General features: G+C 35.8%; 17 protein-coding genes. 15 read left to right on the top strand and 2 right to left on the bottom strand.

Features of this window, described 5'->3' with window-relative positions; all coding sequences use genetic code 11:
* Positions 1-54: 54 nt before the first annotated feature.
* The 9 genes from ATE47_RS02855 (at position 55) to ATE47_RS02895 (ending at position 10,250) form a co-directional block, all read left to right on the top strand.
* Positions 55-2,151 (top strand): M13 family metallopeptidase, encoded by a 2,097-nt coding sequence (locus ATE47_RS02855; RefSeq protein WP_062160537.1) that lies wholly within the window; start codon positions 55-57, stop codon positions 2,149-2,151.
* Between the two features lie 153 nt (positions 2,152-2,304).
* Complete coding sequence (locus tag ATE47_RS02860) at positions 2,305-2,853, top strand: type VI secretion system contractile sheath small subunit (RefSeq protein WP_062160538.1); 549 nt, start codon at positions 2,305-2,307, stop codon at positions 2,851-2,853.
* A 21-nt stretch (positions 2,854-2,874) separates the two neighbouring features.
* Entirely contained in the window at positions 2,875-4,239 is a 1,365-nt protein-coding gene (locus ATE47_RS02865; RefSeq protein ID WP_062160539.1) for a DUF5458 family protein, read from the top strand.
* A gap of 77 nt (positions 4,240-4,316) precedes the next feature.
* Positions 4,317-4,769, top strand: coding sequence for a hypothetical protein (locus tag ATE47_RS02870; protein ID WP_062163423.1), 453 nt, complete (start codon positions 4,317-4,319; stop codon positions 4,767-4,769).
* Between the two features lie 91 nt (positions 4,770-4,860).
* Positions 4,861-5,904 carry an A/G-specific adenine glycosylase gene (gene mutY, locus ATE47_RS02875; RefSeq protein WP_062160540.1) on the top strand — a complete coding sequence of 348 codons (1,044 nt, stop codon included), beginning with the start codon at positions 4,861-4,863 and terminating at the stop codon, positions 5,902-5,904.
* Positions 5,905-6,213: 309 nt separating this feature from the next.
* Complete coding sequence (gene gldD, locus ATE47_RS02880; RefSeq protein WP_062160541.1) at positions 6,214-6,771, top strand: gliding motility lipoprotein GldD; 558 nt, start codon at positions 6,214-6,216, stop codon at positions 6,769-6,771.
* A gap of 27 nt (positions 6,772-6,798) precedes the next feature.
* The gene (locus tag ATE47_RS02885) at positions 6,799-7,722 is read left to right on the top strand and encodes a PfkB family carbohydrate kinase (protein WP_062160542.1); all 924 of its coding nucleotides are present in this window, start codon (positions 6,799-6,801) and stop codon (positions 7,720-7,722) included.
* A gap of 87 nt (positions 7,723-7,809) precedes the next feature.
* The gene (locus ATE47_RS02890; protein ID WP_062160543.1) at positions 7,810-9,180 is read left to right on the top strand and encodes a peptidylprolyl isomerase; all 1,371 of its coding nucleotides are present in this window, start codon (positions 7,810-7,812) and stop codon (positions 9,178-9,180) included.
* 80 nt (positions 9,181-9,260) lie between these two features.
* Complete coding sequence (locus ATE47_RS02895) at positions 9,261-10,250, top strand: NAD(P)H-dependent flavin oxidoreductase (RefSeq protein ID WP_228376307.1); 990 nt, start codon at positions 9,261-9,263, stop codon at positions 10,248-10,250.
* 205 nt (positions 10,251-10,455) lie between these two features.
* Here the strand turns inward: ATE47_RS02895 and ATE47_RS02900 are convergent, their stop codons facing one another.
* Positions 10,456-11,073, bottom strand: a complete 618-nt coding sequence (locus ATE47_RS02900; RefSeq protein WP_062160544.1) for an HD domain-containing protein — start codon at positions 11,071-11,073, stop codon at positions 10,456-10,458.
* Positions 11,074-11,102: 29 nt separating this feature from the next.
* On the bottom strand, positions 11,103-11,402 hold the full coding sequence (locus tag ATE47_RS02905) for a rhodanese-like domain-containing protein (RefSeq protein WP_062160545.1): 300 nt from the start codon (positions 11,400-11,402) through the stop codon (positions 11,103-11,105).
* Between the two features lie 120 nt (positions 11,403-11,522).
* Here ATE47_RS02905 and queG point away from each other — a divergent pair, with 120 nt between their 5' ends.
* The 6 genes from queG (at position 11,523) to ATE47_RS02935 (ending at position 16,140) form a co-directional block, all read left to right on the top strand.
* The gene (gene queG / locus ATE47_RS02910; protein ID WP_062160546.1) at positions 11,523-12,467 is read left to right on the top strand and encodes a tRNA epoxyqueuosine(34) reductase QueG; all 945 of its coding nucleotides are present in this window, start codon (positions 11,523-11,525) and stop codon (positions 12,465-12,467) included.
* A 367-nt stretch (positions 12,468-12,834) separates the two neighbouring features.
* The gene (locus ATE47_RS02915) at positions 12,835-13,512 is read left to right on the top strand and encodes a TIGR02117 family protein (RefSeq protein WP_062163425.1); all 678 of its coding nucleotides are present in this window, start codon (positions 12,835-12,837) and stop codon (positions 13,510-13,512) included.
* Between the two features lie 80 nt (positions 13,513-13,592).
* On the top strand, positions 13,593-14,168 hold the full coding sequence (locus ATE47_RS02920) for a murein L,D-transpeptidase catalytic domain-containing protein (protein ID WP_228376308.1): 576 nt from the start codon (positions 13,593-13,595) through the stop codon (positions 14,166-14,168).
* Between the two features lie 12 nt (positions 14,169-14,180).
* Positions 14,181-14,639, top strand: coding sequence for an SRPBCC family protein (locus tag ATE47_RS02925; protein ID WP_062160548.1), 459 nt, complete (start codon positions 14,181-14,183; stop codon positions 14,637-14,639).
* An 87-nt stretch (positions 14,640-14,726) separates the two neighbouring features.
* Entirely contained in the window at positions 14,727-15,389 is a 663-nt protein-coding gene (locus tag ATE47_RS02930; RefSeq protein ID WP_062160549.1) for a succinate dehydrogenase cytochrome b subunit, read from the top strand.
* Between the two features lie 142 nt (positions 15,390-15,531).
* Positions 15,532-16,140, top strand: a complete 609-nt coding sequence (locus tag ATE47_RS02935) for a hypothetical protein (protein WP_062160550.1) — start codon at positions 15,532-15,534, stop codon at positions 16,138-16,140.
* Positions 16,141-16,143: the final 3 nt, after the last annotated feature.

The raw sequence follows: 16,143 nt of genomic DNA on the forward strand, positions 1-16,143 counted from the left end.
TTCATCAAAATTCGTATATTTGGTAAGTTTGTGTAAAATCAAAAATAATTTTCAATGAAAAAGCTAAATATCGGAATACTTGCCTTTTCGGGGTTGGTATTTTTAAATTCATGTGGTACAACAAAAACAGCTGACAACGGGACAAAAACCGATACTGCGGTAGTTGTTGCAGATCCGGTGAAATCAGAAATAAAAGAAGAGGGAATCAATTTATCTTACATGGATAAAAGCGTTCGTCCACAGGATGATTTTTTTAGCTATGTGAACGGAAATTGGGTGAAAACCACTCAGATTCCTTCTGATAAGGCAAGCTGGGGATCTTTCAATGCGTTGAGGGAGAATGTGGATGATGCATCTTTGGATATTTTAAACAAAATTTTATCTGAATCTTATTCCGAAGGGTCAGAAGGTCAGAAAATCCAGAATTTATATGCTTCTTTTATGGATACCAATAAAAGAAATGCAGAAGGTTTGGCTCCTATTAAAGGAGATTTAGCAAAAATTGATGCTATTAAAAACCTTAATGATCTTCAGAAATATTTGTTGGAAGCGACAAGGTTGGGCGACAATTCTTTTTACGGCTGGAGAGTGGGCGCGGATATGAAGAATTCAAAAATGAATGCAGTATATCTTGGCGGTCCGGATCTTGGTTTGGGAAGAGATTATTACCAGAAAGTAAATGAAGCGAATACCAAAACATTAGCGGAATATCAAAACTATGTCGGAAAACTTTTCGGGGTTTTAGGATATAAAAATTCTGATGTAGCGGCAAAAAATGTGGTTGATTTCGAAAAGCAATTGGCTAATTATTTATTAACGCTTGAACAAAATAGAGACGCGAATTTAAGATACAATCCAAAAAATGTATCTGAATTGCCTGCTTTGGTTAAAAATATTAACCTTCCAAAATATCTTGCAGATGCAGGAGTAAGCACTGATAAGGTAATCGTTGGTGAATTGAAATATTACCAGAACATGGATTCTTTCCTTACCCAAAAGAACCTTCCGTTGTTGAAAGATTATCTTAAATATCATTTAATCAACGGTAACGCAAGCAATTTAGATGAAGGTTTAGAGCAGATCAGATTTGATTTCTATTCTAAATATCTCCAGGGGCAAAAAGAGCAGCGCCCGATGGACAAAAGAGGTCTTTCTCTTGTAAATGGTGTTCTTGGTGAGGCTTTCGGAAAATTATATGTTGAAAAATACTTCACTCCGGAAGCAAAACAGCAGATGGAAACCTATATTGATTATCTTTTAAAATCATTCAAACAGCATATCAATGATATGGATTGGATGTCTCCTGAAACAAAAGTAAAAGCTCAGGAAAAGTTATCAAAATTCACCGTAAAAATTGCTTATCCTGACAAATGGAAAGACTACACTCAGCTAAAAGTGGAATCTCCAAAAGCGGGTGCAACTTTATATTCCAACCTTCAGAATGTTTCTGCATGGCAGTATCAGAGAAACTTGGATAAGGTAGGAAAACCGGTTGATAAAACAGAATGGGGAATGACTCCGCAAACGGTAAATGCTTACTACAGCGGCTCAAACAACGAAATCGTTTTCCCTGCCGCGATCCTTCAGCCACCTTTCTATAATCCAAAAGCTGATGCTGCGGTTAATTTCGGGGGAATCGGAGCGGTTATCGGACACGAAATTTCTCACGGATTTGATGACAGCGGTTCAAGATTCGATGGTGATGGAAACTTAAATAACTGGTGGACAGATGCAGACCGTAAAAACTTCGATGCAAAAGTAGCTCAGTTAGCAGCTCAATACAGTGCTTACGAACCTGTAAAAGGAAGCTTTGTAAACGGTAAATTCACAAGTGGTGAAAACATTGGTGATTTAGGTGGAGTTGCAGTTGCTTACGATGCGCTTCAAATGTATCTTAAAGATCACGGAAATCCGGGATTAATCAGTGGTTTCACACAAGATCAGAGGTTCTTTATGAGCTGGGCAACAGTTTGGAGAACGAAATCTACCGATCAGTATATGACGAACCAAGTGAAGACAGATCCGCACTCGCCGGGAGTTTTCAGGGCATTTGGTCCGTTGGTGAATCAGGATTCTTTCATCAAAGCCTTTGATATCAAGCCGGGAGATAAAATGTATAAAGCTCCTCAGGACAGGATAAAAATTTGGTAAGACAAGCCAAAATTGTTAGAAAAGAAACGCATCAGAAATGGTGCGTTTTTTATTTTATTTTTCCTAGCTTAGTGAATCGTTAATATTAACAATTTGGTTAATATTTAACCCATTAAATTAAATATTTCAAGAAAAATCTTAACAAAATTTTGTATGTTACAGTTTTTTTTTAAATTTAAACATTGGATTGGTCAGTTATTTGATGCTGATAAAAACAATTCACACCAAAATAAGAAATCTCAAAATAATAATAATATGGCAATGTTTAATTATGGTGTTGGCGGAAACGAGGTAAAAGTAGACGCTAATGAAGCTATTCAGGACATACAGGAAAATAAGTCGCTGATTGTGAGCCAGCTTACAACCGATGAATCTTATGTCCCTGAAATTGTAACAGGATTAAAGACTGTGGATGACGTCTTCAGACATTTCCAACCTTCCGTGGCTGTTCAGCACGAGACGGAAGATGGCAATATAGTGGAAGAAGAATTCCGTTTTCAGAATCTTGCGGACTTCACTCCTAAAAGTCTTACCCAGAAATCAACTTATTTACAGCAGCTTAGCATGGAGCAGGAACAATACAACAAAATTGTCCGCCAGCTGAAAACAAATAAAATTCTGCGTAATATGCTGGAGAATGATCAGACAAGAGCTGCATTCATCGAGGTATTGAAAGAAGTGGCACAAGAACTTGAAAAATAATCTAAAGACTTTACATTAATCATGGATAGTAAATTACAGCAGGCGGCAGAAAGCCAACAGCAAGGTCAACAGCAACACGCAGGCCAACCGAAGGGGAATCCGCTTGCCGAACTCAATAAAATAGGTGGTTTTGGTTTTGTAGAATCCGTTGTAGACGGTATCGCAAACATGAACCCGACGAGAAAAGCCAGAAAAGAAATCTTTCTTACCGACGCCAATAAAACGGATGAAAGGAAAGAGCTTCTTCAAAAAATTAATCTTTGGGTAAACCTTTTGGAAGGTAATGAATCTGCAGATAAAATGGCAGATACGTGCAAAACCAAAGCGCAACAAGCCGAAGAAAATTTAAAGAAAAACCTAAAAAATACATTAGACGCGGTTCGTTTGCTTGAAACAAACTACAGAACTGTGGCTCAATTCTACAAAAATACCGAGCTTGACAAGGTTGATAACGTAAGTATCGTTAATGCAAGTCTTGATCAGGTTTCGGATCTTGATAATCCTTTATTTATCGATGCAATTGCCGAAGAATTCAAAAACTATTACGATAGATTGGATCTTAGGGACAATTATTCGATTCTTGCGATTCCGGGATATTTGGGATCAAATAAAGTCATTGAAAAATGGGCAAAAATCTGTAATGAAAATAAAGTAATGATGGTTACAGACTTTGCAAACCTGGATAAGCCGGATGATGTGGTGGATTTATTCCATTCCGCAAATCTTACCGGTGGCGAACTGCACAGAAGCAACGTTATTATGACGTGTAACTGGCTGGTTGGCCGTGGGAAAGCAGAGGAAGTGGGCGAAGAAGACAATGTGGAGCTTCCGCCTTCCACTTCATTGGCAGGAAAAATCCATAAAACTTTGATGTCTCAGGTTGCTGCAGGTAAAAAGCACGGTAACATCAATGAAGTGGATGCCGTAAAATTTGAATTAAAGAAAAGCGAAATTTCTCAGCTTGAAAAAATGGGACTGGTTCCTATGGTTAATGAATACGGAAAAATCATGGCTTTCTCGGCAAAAACTTTGTTCACGGGAGACAATATAGGACTTCAGACGTATTCTGTAGTTCGTGTATTCGACTATGTGACGAAAGTTTTACTTGATTTTCTGAACAGAAGAGCCTTCGAAAATTGGAATGCAAAAAATGAAGATGATTTGAGAAGACAGATTGTTACGTTTTTAGATAACATCAAAGGTCCGGACAAATTAATTGAAAAATTCAAAATTGTTCGTTTCGAGCAGGACAGAGTAAATAAAGACAGAGTTTGGCTGGATATTCGTTTAACGCCTTATTTTCCTACAAAAAGTTTCGTTATTAAATTAGACGGGCACAAAGGAGACGATGGTAACGAATGGGATGCAGAATACACTCAGGAATAAAAAATATCAACATTAAAATAAAAACCGATGCAAATTTTTCATCGGTTTTTTTCTATCAAATCATTAAAATTATTAATATGAAAGGCAGGTTAATATACTTTTTGCCCATATTTTTGATCTTCATGGTAAGTTGTGAAGAAAAAAAAGTTCCACAGGATCACAAAATAGATCTTTTTGCCGATGAAAGGCAGGAAGGAAAAGCTTATATCATGAAACCTCAGGAATGTTTTGACGGAAGTGATATGGTGGTTTCCACTTCAAATATTAAATTAATCGACAAATCCGGAGGCCGCGGAAAATCCATTTTCATTTACAGGGTACATTCCGGAAATGTATTGAAAACAACACGGGATTCCATTGTCAATTTTCCATTTCAGTTTCTTTCTAGCCAGGAATTAAAGTTTAAAAAAGATTCCACTTATGTTTATCTTAAAAAATTGGAAGGCTACCGTTTCATCGCCAAAGAAATGAATCTAAAATATCAATGGCTGAAAGGCGCACCGGTTTATTCTGTGAAAGCTGATGAATAAATTTTATCTTTGCATTATATTTATAACGTGCTCAAACCTATAAGGTTTAGACATAAGAGAAACAATTCTCCTCAAATTAAAGCAACAATTTTTGAAAAATACAGAAACCCAAAGCTTTCAACACATTGGCAACAAACTCCTGAACTGGTACAAAAAAAATGCCCGCGATTTACCTTTCAGACAGACAAAAGATCCTTATAAAATCTGGATTTGTGAAATCGTTTTTCAACAAACAAGGATCAATCAGGGGTTGAATCATTATAATAATTTCATTAAAAGATTTCCAAATGTAAAAACCTTGGCAGAAGCTCAGGAAGATGAGGTTTTGCTGTATTGGAAGGGCTTGGGATATTATTCCAGAGCCATCAATATTCATAAAGCTGCCCAACAGATAATGAATGATTATCATGGAGTTTTTCCTCATCAATATGAAGAAATTTTAAAATTAAAAGGTGTCGGGAAATATACGGCTGCGGCGGTTTCCAGCATTTGTTTTGATGGAAAAACACCAGCTGTTGACGGGAACTTTTACCGGGTTTTAAGCCGTGTTTTTGCAGATGATTTTGATATTTCCAATTCAAGGGCTTTCAATTATTTTTCTGAGCTGGCACATTTAATTTTACCCGAAAATGTCGGGGATTTTAATCAGGCAATGATGGATCTGGGCTCGGAAATCTGTAAACCCAAAAATCCTCTTTGCAGTGCATGTCCTTTAAACGAAGATTGTCTGGCATTTTCTTTAAATAAAGTTTCAGAATTTCCCGTTAAAACGAAAAAAGTAAAGGCCGAAGACTTAGATTTAAAATATTATTTCGTTCACAGAAACGGTAAATTTTTAATCCAGCAAAGAAAAGATGATTTTATCTGGAAAAAATTATTTGAATTTCCACCTGAAATTTCGGATGAATTAGTTCCTTTTATTAAAAGCGTAAAAATGGTTAATCATAAGCTGACTCATAAGAATTTAAGCATTGAAATTTTTAATATTGAGGTGGATTCAGAAACAACCTGGCAAAACTTTATTAAAGAAAATAATTTTATTGTCACGGACGTTGAAGCTTCTCACGAAAGATCATTCCCAAAACCTTTGGAAAATTATATTCAAAATTATCATACAGCGTATAGAATTCTTTAGCGCAATGGAAGTTGGGGGGCTGGAAGATGGAAGTTTACAAGACTGTGGATAGAGATTCTTCCTTCGTCAGAATGACATTCTCCCCGCTCTTTGCTGAGTATAAACTGAAGGTTTACGAACGTAGTTCAGCCTTTGCGAACTTAAAACGTTTAATAGTCAAAAAAATCTTAGCGGACTTTGCGTTTAAAATAATATTTAAATAAAACCTTTTATAGTTAAATTTACATTAAATAAAATTGAAATTCAAAACCCATTGAAATCCTGAAATTTGTCTCCCGAAATCTGAAATCTAATTTGTACTTTTGCAAAATGTTTAAAAACGCCATTTTTATTTTTGTAGCATTGCTTTTGGTGTCTTGCGGAAAAGATCCTGTTCCGAAGCCTTATGGGGAGCTCCGTTTGGAATATCCCGCGCCAAAGTATCAGAAATTTGAAAACAACTGTGCATACACTTTTGAATACTCGGATTTTGCAAAAATTACGAATGCCAAAAAACCTTGCTGGTACTACTTGAACTACCCGAAAATGAAGGCGAAGATTTTTGTGACATATTACCCGATTCAGAATGATTTTGCAGAACATATCAAGGAAGCGGAAAAAATGGTTTACGAACATACGATTAAAGCAAGCGCCATTGACACAAAGTCTTTCGAATATCCTAAAAAGAGGGTGTATGGGAATTTTTATGAGCTTAAAGGGCAGAGCGCATCCAATCTTCAATTTTACATTACAGACAGCACGAAGCATTTCGTGACCGCTTATTTATACTTCAACACAAGACCAAAGCCTGATTCTTTGGCTCCCGCAGTGGATTATATCAAAAAAGATATGAAACATCTGCTCGACACATTTGAATGGAAAAATTAATTACTTTAATATACTTTGATAAAAAATATGAAACTTTTAGTTGTAGGAAGTGTTGCGTTCGACGCGATCGAAACGCCATTTGGAAAAACTGATAAAATTTTAGGAGGTGCAGCAACGTATATCGGGATCACTTCATCTATCTTGGGTGTAAAATCCGGAATCGTTTCCGTTGTTGGAGGAGATTTCCCACAGGAACACCTTGATATGTTCACAAACAGAGGCATCAATATTGAAGGAATTGAGATCGTAAAAGAAGGAAAAACTTTCTTCTGGTCCGGGAAATACCATAATGATTTAAATACAAGAGATACATTAGCTACCGAAGTTAATGTTTTGGAAAATTTTGACCCAAAAATCCCTGATTCTATGCAGGATGCAGAGATTTTACTACTAGGAAATCTACATCCCGGCGTACAGCTTTCCGTTCTTGAAAAAATGAACAACCGTCCGAAACTGGTTATCCTTGATACCATGAATTTCTGGATGAATACCGCTTGGGATATTTTAATGGATATGATCGCTAAAACCGATGTAATTACCATTAATGATGAAGAAGCAAGACAGCTTTCGGGGGAATATTCTTTGGTAAAAGCAGCAAAAAAAATCCATACAATGGGTCCGGAATATGTTATTATTAAAAAAGGAGAGCACGGCGCTTTACTTTTCCATGATGGTAAGGTATTTGCGATTCCTGCGCTTCCGTTGGAAGAGGTTTTTGATCCTACCGGAGCCGGGGACACTTTCGCAGGAGGTTTTGCAGCATATTTGGCTAAAAAAGGAAAGATTGATTTCGAAACTATGAAATCTGCATTAATCGTAGGTTCTGCGATGGCTTCTTTCACGGTTGAGAAATTCGGGACGGAGAGAATTGAGGAAGTAAACGAATCTGATATGTTCGCAAGATTGAGACAATTCAAAGAATTAACGACTTTCGACGTGGAAGTACAATAAATAAGTCTTTTTAAGAAATATTTATAATAAAAAATTTAGTGATATTCATTAAGAATTCTAAATTTGCAACTTGTTTAAAATAGTAAAATGACAAATAAACTTAAGATCACTTTTCTTTTTGGAATTTTCATCATGTTTTTCGCGACAAATATGATGAAAGCTCAGCTGAAACAAGGAGAATTAGTGGATGGTATTGCTGCTGTAATCGGTGATGAAATTGTGCTGGAGTCTGACGTGAATGAGCAGATGAACTATGCAAAACAGCAGGGAGCTTCTAATATAGATAAATGTGAGTTTTTGGAAAACCTTCTCAACAACAAACTTCTCGTGTATGAAGCAAGGAAAGATACCTTAATTGAAAACCGTTCTGCCGCAATCAAAGAGCAGGCTAATGCAAAATACCAGCAGCTTCTTTCCCAGTTTCCTGACGAAAAAGCAATGTTGGCAGCCTATAAGTTCAGAAACGGATACGAAATGAAAAACGCTATCGAGAAAATTGATACCGATACGTATTACGGACAGGCTAAATATCAGAGAATCACTGAAAAAGCAGACGTTACACCTAATGAAGTAACGGACTTTTATAATACTTACAAAGCGCAATTACCGCAAATCAAAGACGAAATTTCTCTGTCTCAGATCATGATGTATCCTAAGCTTACGGAGGCTCATAAAGAAGATTTGATCAACAGGCTTAAGAAAATTAAAAAAGACATCGAAGGTGGAGAAAGCTTCGAGAGCCAGGCAAGAATTTATTCCGAAGATCCGGGTTCTGCTTCGAATGGCGGTTTGATGAAAAATATTTCTAAAGGCCAGATGGTAAAACCTTTTGAAGCTGCAGCTTTAAACCTTCAGGAAGGAGAGATTTCAGACCCTGTTGAGTCTGAATTCGGGTATCACATTATTCAGCTGGTAAGAAAATCAGGAAAGGTCTATGATGCAAGGCATATCCTTTTGATGGCAACGCCAACGGATGAAGAAATTAAAACCGCAAAAACTAAACTGGACAGTATCAGAACTTTAATTAATGAAAATAAAATTTCTTTTAAAGATGCTACTTTCAGATTTTCTGATGATAAAAGGACGAAATTCAATGCTGGGGTTATTGCCGGTGCAGACGGATCAAGTAAAATCGAAAGAGAAAGTATTCCAGGTACTATCAGCTATGAATTGGCGGGTTTAAATAAAGGAGATATCACAACGGCTTTTGATGACGAAGACGAAAGAAAGAGAAAAGTTGTGAAAATCGTGAAAATTGAGGATGTAATTCCTGCCCACCAGATTACCCTGGAAACAGATTACGATAGAATCAAACAAATGGCACTCAACAAAAAACGAAATGAAATGGTCGAAAAGTTTGTAAACTCAAGACTTCCGACAACATTTATTTCCATCGACGGGCGTTACGACTCTTGTAGTTTTAAAGGAAGCTGGAAAAAAGATTCAGTTAAAAAATAAAATCAAAAACCTTCAGATTTCTGGAGGTTTTTTTTATGTCTAAATCTTTCCTAAACCTCTATTTTTAGTATTTTTACAACATGAGCAATTTTATAGATTTTAATTCAGCGAAAAAGCTTCACGAGATGCAGTCAGAACAAAACAGAATCACACAACTTTTTAATATTCAATATCCTATCATACAAGCCGGAATGATCTGGCATTCGGGATGGAAACTGGCTTCAGCAGTTTCAAACTGCGGAGGATTGGGATTAATCGGTGCTGGAAGCATGTATCCTGATGTTTTAAGGGAAAATATTCAAAAATGCAAACAGGCTACAGATAAACCTTTTGGAGTGAATGTTCCTATGCTCTATCCTAATTTAGATGAAGTTATTCAAATCATTTTGGAAGAAGGAGTGAAAATTGTTTTCACATCTGCCGGAAACCCGAAAACTTATACAGAAACTTTACAAAAAGAAAGATTAAAAGTAGCTCATGTAGTTTCGTCTACAAAATTTGCCATGAAATGTGAAGATGCAGGCGTTGATGCTGTTGTAGCAGAAGGTTTTGAAGCAGGTGGTCACAACGGAAGGGATGAAACAACAACATTTTGCTTAATTCCAAACGTTAAAAAACATATCTCAAAACCATTGATCGCGGCGGGCGGAATTGCTTTAGGTTCGCAAATAAAAGCAGCAATGATTCTTGGCGCAGACGGGGTGCAGATTGGATCCCGATTTGCGGCGACGGTTGAGGCAAGTGCCCATGACAATTGGAAGCAAAAAATAACAGAACTTCAGGAGGGTGATACTCATTTGACTTTGAAGGAATTAGCTCCCGTGAGAATGGTAAAAAATAAGTTCTTCAATGAACTGGAAGAAATTTACAATACCGGAAGAAATAAAGACTCATTAATTGCATCTTTAGGCAGAGCCAGGGCAAAACGTGGAATGTTTGAAGGCGACATGGAGGAAGGCGAACTGGAAATCGGGCAGGTTTCAGCCCTGATTGATGAAGTGCTTCCTGTGGAAACGGTTTTCAATAATTTATTAAAAGAATTTGAAAGTACAGTTAACCCAAGTTTATAAATTAAACTTAAATGAATGAAAGAATTATAGATGTAATGGTTAAAAACTTATGTAGAATACAACAGTTCAAAATAGTAAATAAGTCAACACTGAAATTTTAGCGGATGTAAAAAATCCCCTCCTCTGGAGGGGTGGCGAAAATTCAAAGAATTTTTGACGGAGTGGTTAATAAGTATTAATTAAAGTAAATTACTGTCAAATTAATCTACAACCTCTCAATCTCAAACAAAATATTCTCCCTCGCCCGAACTTCATATTTTTCTCTAAAATCTTCGGTTTTAAAAATATTTTCCAATTCCAGAAAATGCTTCAAAACCTTACGTCTTCCAGGTTTATAAAGTAAATCTGGATAAATAGCGTATTCTTTTCTGATCTTTTCCGTGTAATCAATATAAGTTTCTAAATCTTTCCCAAGAATCACAAGGTCAGCGTCCAAAAGATAGTTAATATCATTATCATCAGACTTCAGATGAGATTTTGTGGCCAAAATTTGTTGTGAAATTTTTTCAATAGATTCAGAATTTACATTTAATTTTTTAAGTCTGATCTCAGAAAATTCTGCACTTTTCTCTTCATTTAATTTTGAAGTTGCATCATAAATTATATCATGATAAAAGACAGAAAAAGAAACCTTAGTAAAATTTTGAATCTTGTTTTTTACAGACTCCAGTTCCGAAAACATAATTTCGAGGTGTTCGAGATTATGATAATATCTGCTTTTTTGAGAATATTTTGTTTCAATCTCAGTCCATAAATCATCTATAATGTCCTGATCATTGCTAAACTGCAGGCAATTTTGTATAAATCTTTCCTTCAAATTCATGATTAAAACTTAAGAATAAAAAAAGGAACTTAAAAAGTTCCTTCGTTTGCTTGAATAGTTGCTTTCAGATCAGCCCAGCCTCCGCCGTTGTAGCCGTCTTTCAAGCCTTGGGCATTCAGGTATTCCAATGCTTTTCCGCTTCTGTTTCCGCTTCTGCAGAAGATGATTACGGGTTTTTCGATTGACAGTATTTCGTCCTGTCTATCTTCTATTTCACCCAGTGGAATATTTTTAGCGCCATCTATATTTCCGTCCATTTCCAATTCCATTGGTTCACGAACGTCGATTAATTCATAGTTTCCTGATTTTAAAACTTCTGATAAAGACATAATATATTAATATTTAAGTTAAAATTTAGATTTGAAGCATCAAAAACAGTCATACAATAATTCGATCTTCAAAGTACAAACAAATTTATAAAATAATCTTAGTTTTGCAAGGTAAAAATCATGAATTCAACTGCTGAAAAATATTCTCAATTAATAAAATCCAAGGCAAAAAGTTTTGGCTTTCAAAATTGTGGTATTTCAAAAGCAGATTTTTTGGAAGAAGATGCCAAACCATTGGAGAAATGGCTAAAGAATAATTTTCATGGAGAAATGAAATACATGGAAAATTATTTTGATAAAAGACTTGATCCGAGGTTACTTGTTGAGGGCTCAAAATCAGTCATTTCGCTTTCATATAATTACTTTCCTAAAGAAAAAATTTCTACCATTGAGAATTTTAAGATCTCAAAATATGCTTATGCGGAAGATTATCATGAAGTCATTAAAGAAATTCTCCGCGAATTGGTGAGTGAATTACAGGAAGAAATAGGAGAGTTTGGGTTTCGGGTTTTTGTAGATTCGGCGCCGGTTCTGGAAAGAAGCTGGGCCAAGAAATCCGGGATAGGATGGGTCGGGAAAAATGCTAACTTAATTACAAAACAAAGCGGATCCTTTTATTTTTTAGCCGAAATTATCTGTGATTTGGAATTACTTCCAGATCATGAAACCACCGACCACTGCGGAACTTGCAGAAAATGTATCGACGCTTGTCCTACTGATGCAATTGTATCAGAAAAGATCATTGACGGCAGTAAATGTATTTCTTATGCCACCATCGAATTAAAAAACGAAATACCTGATTATTTTAAAGATAAAATGGACGACTGGATGTTTGGCTGCGATGTTTGTCAGGATGTCTGTCCGTGGAACAGGTTTTCGGTTCCCAATACTCAAAGTAGATTCAACCCGAATGAAGCCTTAAAAAACTTTAAAAAAGGGGAGTGGAAAGAACTTACGCAGGAATTATTCTCAGAAATTTTTAAAAAATCTCCCGTAAAGCGTACAAAATTTTCAGGTTTGAAGCGAAATATTGAATTTTTGGAGAAGTCTTCCGGTAAAATTTAGCTATATTTTTTGGTGATAAATCCTCGTCTGGAATTTTTATGTTCCAAAGTAAAGTGGATAAACGACCATTCTTTAAATTCTAACTTTAAAGAGGTGAAAAGATTTGTCTTAAGTAAAACTCGAAAAAAGCTTTCCCTAAAAAGAAAAAATGACTTTCAGGAGACTAAGATCTCACCGAAAATCAACGTTTTTTTTGTATTCTTTTTGGAGCTACTTTTACTCTTACTTTAAATCTTTTGTTTGATTTAGTGTCTTTCTGCATATTTGTGAATATTTCGTACTTAAATTTAGCGAAAATTTCATTTGAAACAAATACTTTTACAAAAAATTAAATTAAATTTTTATTAACTGTAATTAAAACATGAGTGTGAAAAAGATGCTGTTTCTTATTCTCAAAGCTTTAGGAATTATTGTAGGAATCGTTATTTTGTACATAGCGTTGGGCTATTTGCTGCCTTTTATTGAAGTTTCGGCAAAAGATGACGGCCAAAAAAAGGAAATCCCTGTGTATATTTATACGAATGGGGTTCACACTGATATCGTGATGCCTGTAAAGAATGGTCTGCAGGATTGGGGCGCCAAAATACCTTTTACCAATACAAAATCCCGACAGACGGATTATAATTTTGTCGGAATCGGATGGGGCGACAAAGGTTTCTATCTTGATACGCCAACCTGGGCAGATCTGAAATTTTCAACAGCTTTCAAAGCAGCCTTCTGGCTGAGCGAATCGGCAATGCACTGTACTTATTATAAAGAAATGAAGGTGGGTAACGACTGCAAAATGATCATGATCAGTAGAAATCAGTACAAAAAGCTGGCAGAATTTGTTGAAAATAAGTTCGACAAAGATGAAAACGGAAATTTCGTTTTGATTCCTACCGATGCGGTTTACGGTAACAACGATGCTTTTTACGACGCAAAGGGAAAATACAGTTTCCTGAATACCTGCAATACCTGGTCAAACAACGCTTTAAAAGCCGCCGAACAGAAGGCTGCCTTGTGGACTCCTTCAGATTATGGTATTTTCCTTCATTACAAATAATTTAAGTGAAAATTTTAAGTTTAATTTTTACGCTATTTCTTTTGATTTCATGTAAAACAGAATCAAAAAAGGAAATTATTGTGGATCGGCAAACTCCTGAAGTCACTGCTGAAAAAAGACCCGGAATTGATGTGAATAAAACAAAGCTGAAGGCCAAAGAAGCACTACAGTTTTGCAAATCGAAGAACTTAAATACAGATTTTTGTATTCTGATTGATATGGAGTTGCATTCCGGGATCAAACGGTTTTTTATCTGGGATTTTAAAAAGGATGTTGTTTCAAAACAATATCTGGTTGGCCACGGTTGTGGATCAAATAGCTGGAGTAAGGACCATTCAAAAGACAATCCGAAATTCAGTAACGAGGATGGAAGTCACCTTTCGGCTTTAGGGAAATATAAGCTGGAAGGGCGTGGATACAGTGATTGGGGAATTCATGTAAAATATTTAATGCATGGTTTGGAAGAAACCAATAACAACGCTTTAAAAAGATTCATCGTTTTTCATTCGTGGGATCTGATGAGTGATAAAGAAGTTTTTCCGGACGGTTCACCGGAAGGGTGGGGCTGTCCCACGGTTTCAAATAATGCGATGAAGGAAATTGACCCGATGCTGCAGAATGCCAGGAAACCGGTTTTGATGTGGATTTATAATTAAATTTTAATAAAAATGAAACACCAGCTCTTTCGCGAACAGCAATTAAACTGTGATATACAAACCGCATGGAAATTCTTTTCCTCCGCAAGCAATTTGTCTGAAATTACTCCAAAAGATATGAATTTCACTGTGCTTACGCATTTTGAAAACGATGAAATCTTTGAAGGAATGATCATTGATTATCTTGTTTCACCGTTATTTGGAATCAAAATGAAATGGAAAACTGAGATTATCCAGGTTGATTTTCAAAAGAGCTTTACAGATTTTCAGAGGAAAGGGCCATACAAGATCTGGCATCATCATCATGAATTTATTGAAAATGAAAATGGTGTTCTCATGAAGGATACTGTTGATTATGAGTTGCCTTTTGGCTTTTTGGGAGAAATTGCTCATTCAGTTCTTGTAAAGAAAAAACTTGAAAATATCTTTGATTATCGATATAAAATCTTAGAGGAAAGATTTAATAAATAAGACCATATTTGCAATTAGTTTATCTTTTTTGTCCAAAAACAAAAAGTAGATTGTTATCATAAAAAGCAGTAACTAATTTTCATTATTATGGCAAAACAAATCCTTGATTCATCTATCATGAGGAAGGTGGCAATGGGGCTTTCCGGCTTCTTCCTTATAAGTTTCCTGATGCTGCATGTATCTTTGAATTTCACTTCAGTGATCAGTGCGGATCTTTTTAATAAGATTTCACATTTTATGGGATATAATCCTTTGGTGCAATATATAGGGCAGCCGATCCTTATTTTTGGGCTGGTCTTTCATTTTGTAATGGGTTTTATTCTGGAAATTCAAAATCGTAAAGCGAGACCGGTTCGATACGCTTATAATGCGAGCTCTACGAACAGTACGTGGAGTTCCAGGAATATGATAATTTCCGGAGCCGTGATTCTGTCGTATTTTTGTTTGCACTGGTATGATTTCTGGTTTCAGGAACTGAATTATAAATTTATAGAAATGAATGTTCCCGATGAGACAAGATATTATGAAGAATTGGTGCATAAATTTCAAAATCCGGTGCGCACATTTTTGTATTGCTGTGCTTTTGTACTTCTTGGTTTCCACCTGTGGCACGGCTTTTACTCATCAATGCAGTCGGTAGGATTTAATAATAAATATGCAAGGGCTTTGGCGAATTTCGGGAAATATTTTGCGATTTTTGTTCCGGCCTGTTTTATTTTTATTGCTTTGTTTCATCATTTTATCGGTTGATTTTTTTTAATATTAAAGCTATTTATAGTTAATATTTTTTATTTGAAAATTTATTATTTTAAGTGATATTAATTTTCATGATTCCGCTCATAAAGTTTCTGGTTTGATAGTAATAATTTTATAATATCTAAAATTAAAAAGTATGAAGGCTAAACAGATTCCGGGAGTTCCGCAACAAAAAAAAGGAAGCTTTCACGACACCGAAAGCCAGAAATATTTTGAAAATTCATCAGCTGCAGCTCAGCAGTTTGAGATTTTAAAGAAGAGGTTTCTTAATATCAGCCAGTGGAAGGAATATTGTGGGGGCAATCTGGCAGATTTCAAACTATATGATTCCTACGGCTATTTTATCGAGCGTGATCCTCAAATAGGAGATTTTATCAAAATAGATATTCCGGGTCCCGGAGATACGGAAGCAAAAGGGTATGACTGGGTAAAGATCATAAGTATTTTCAGTGAAAAAAATGACAATTACGAAAGAATTCTGATTTCATGCAGCCCTTCGATTGTTCCGGGAGAGCCTAAAGATTATCATATAGCCCATTTTTACTCGGCAGAGGCGACCTCCAATTTTATGATTTTAAGACAGGATAACTGCATTACTACAGCCGTTTACGGTAGAAATGAAAGCCCAAATTTCAATACAACTTTTGTAAACATCATACGGAATATCTTTATCGCCATCGGAGGTATGATGGGTGCTTCAAAAATTCAGTGGAAAAGCCTTACGGATGGGCTTTTGGATTTTTAAATT

Source organism: Chryseobacterium sp. IHB B 17019, assembly GCF_001456155.1.
Taxonomy (GTDB): domain Bacteria; phylum Bacteroidota; class Bacteroidia; order Flavobacteriales; family Weeksellaceae; genus Chryseobacterium.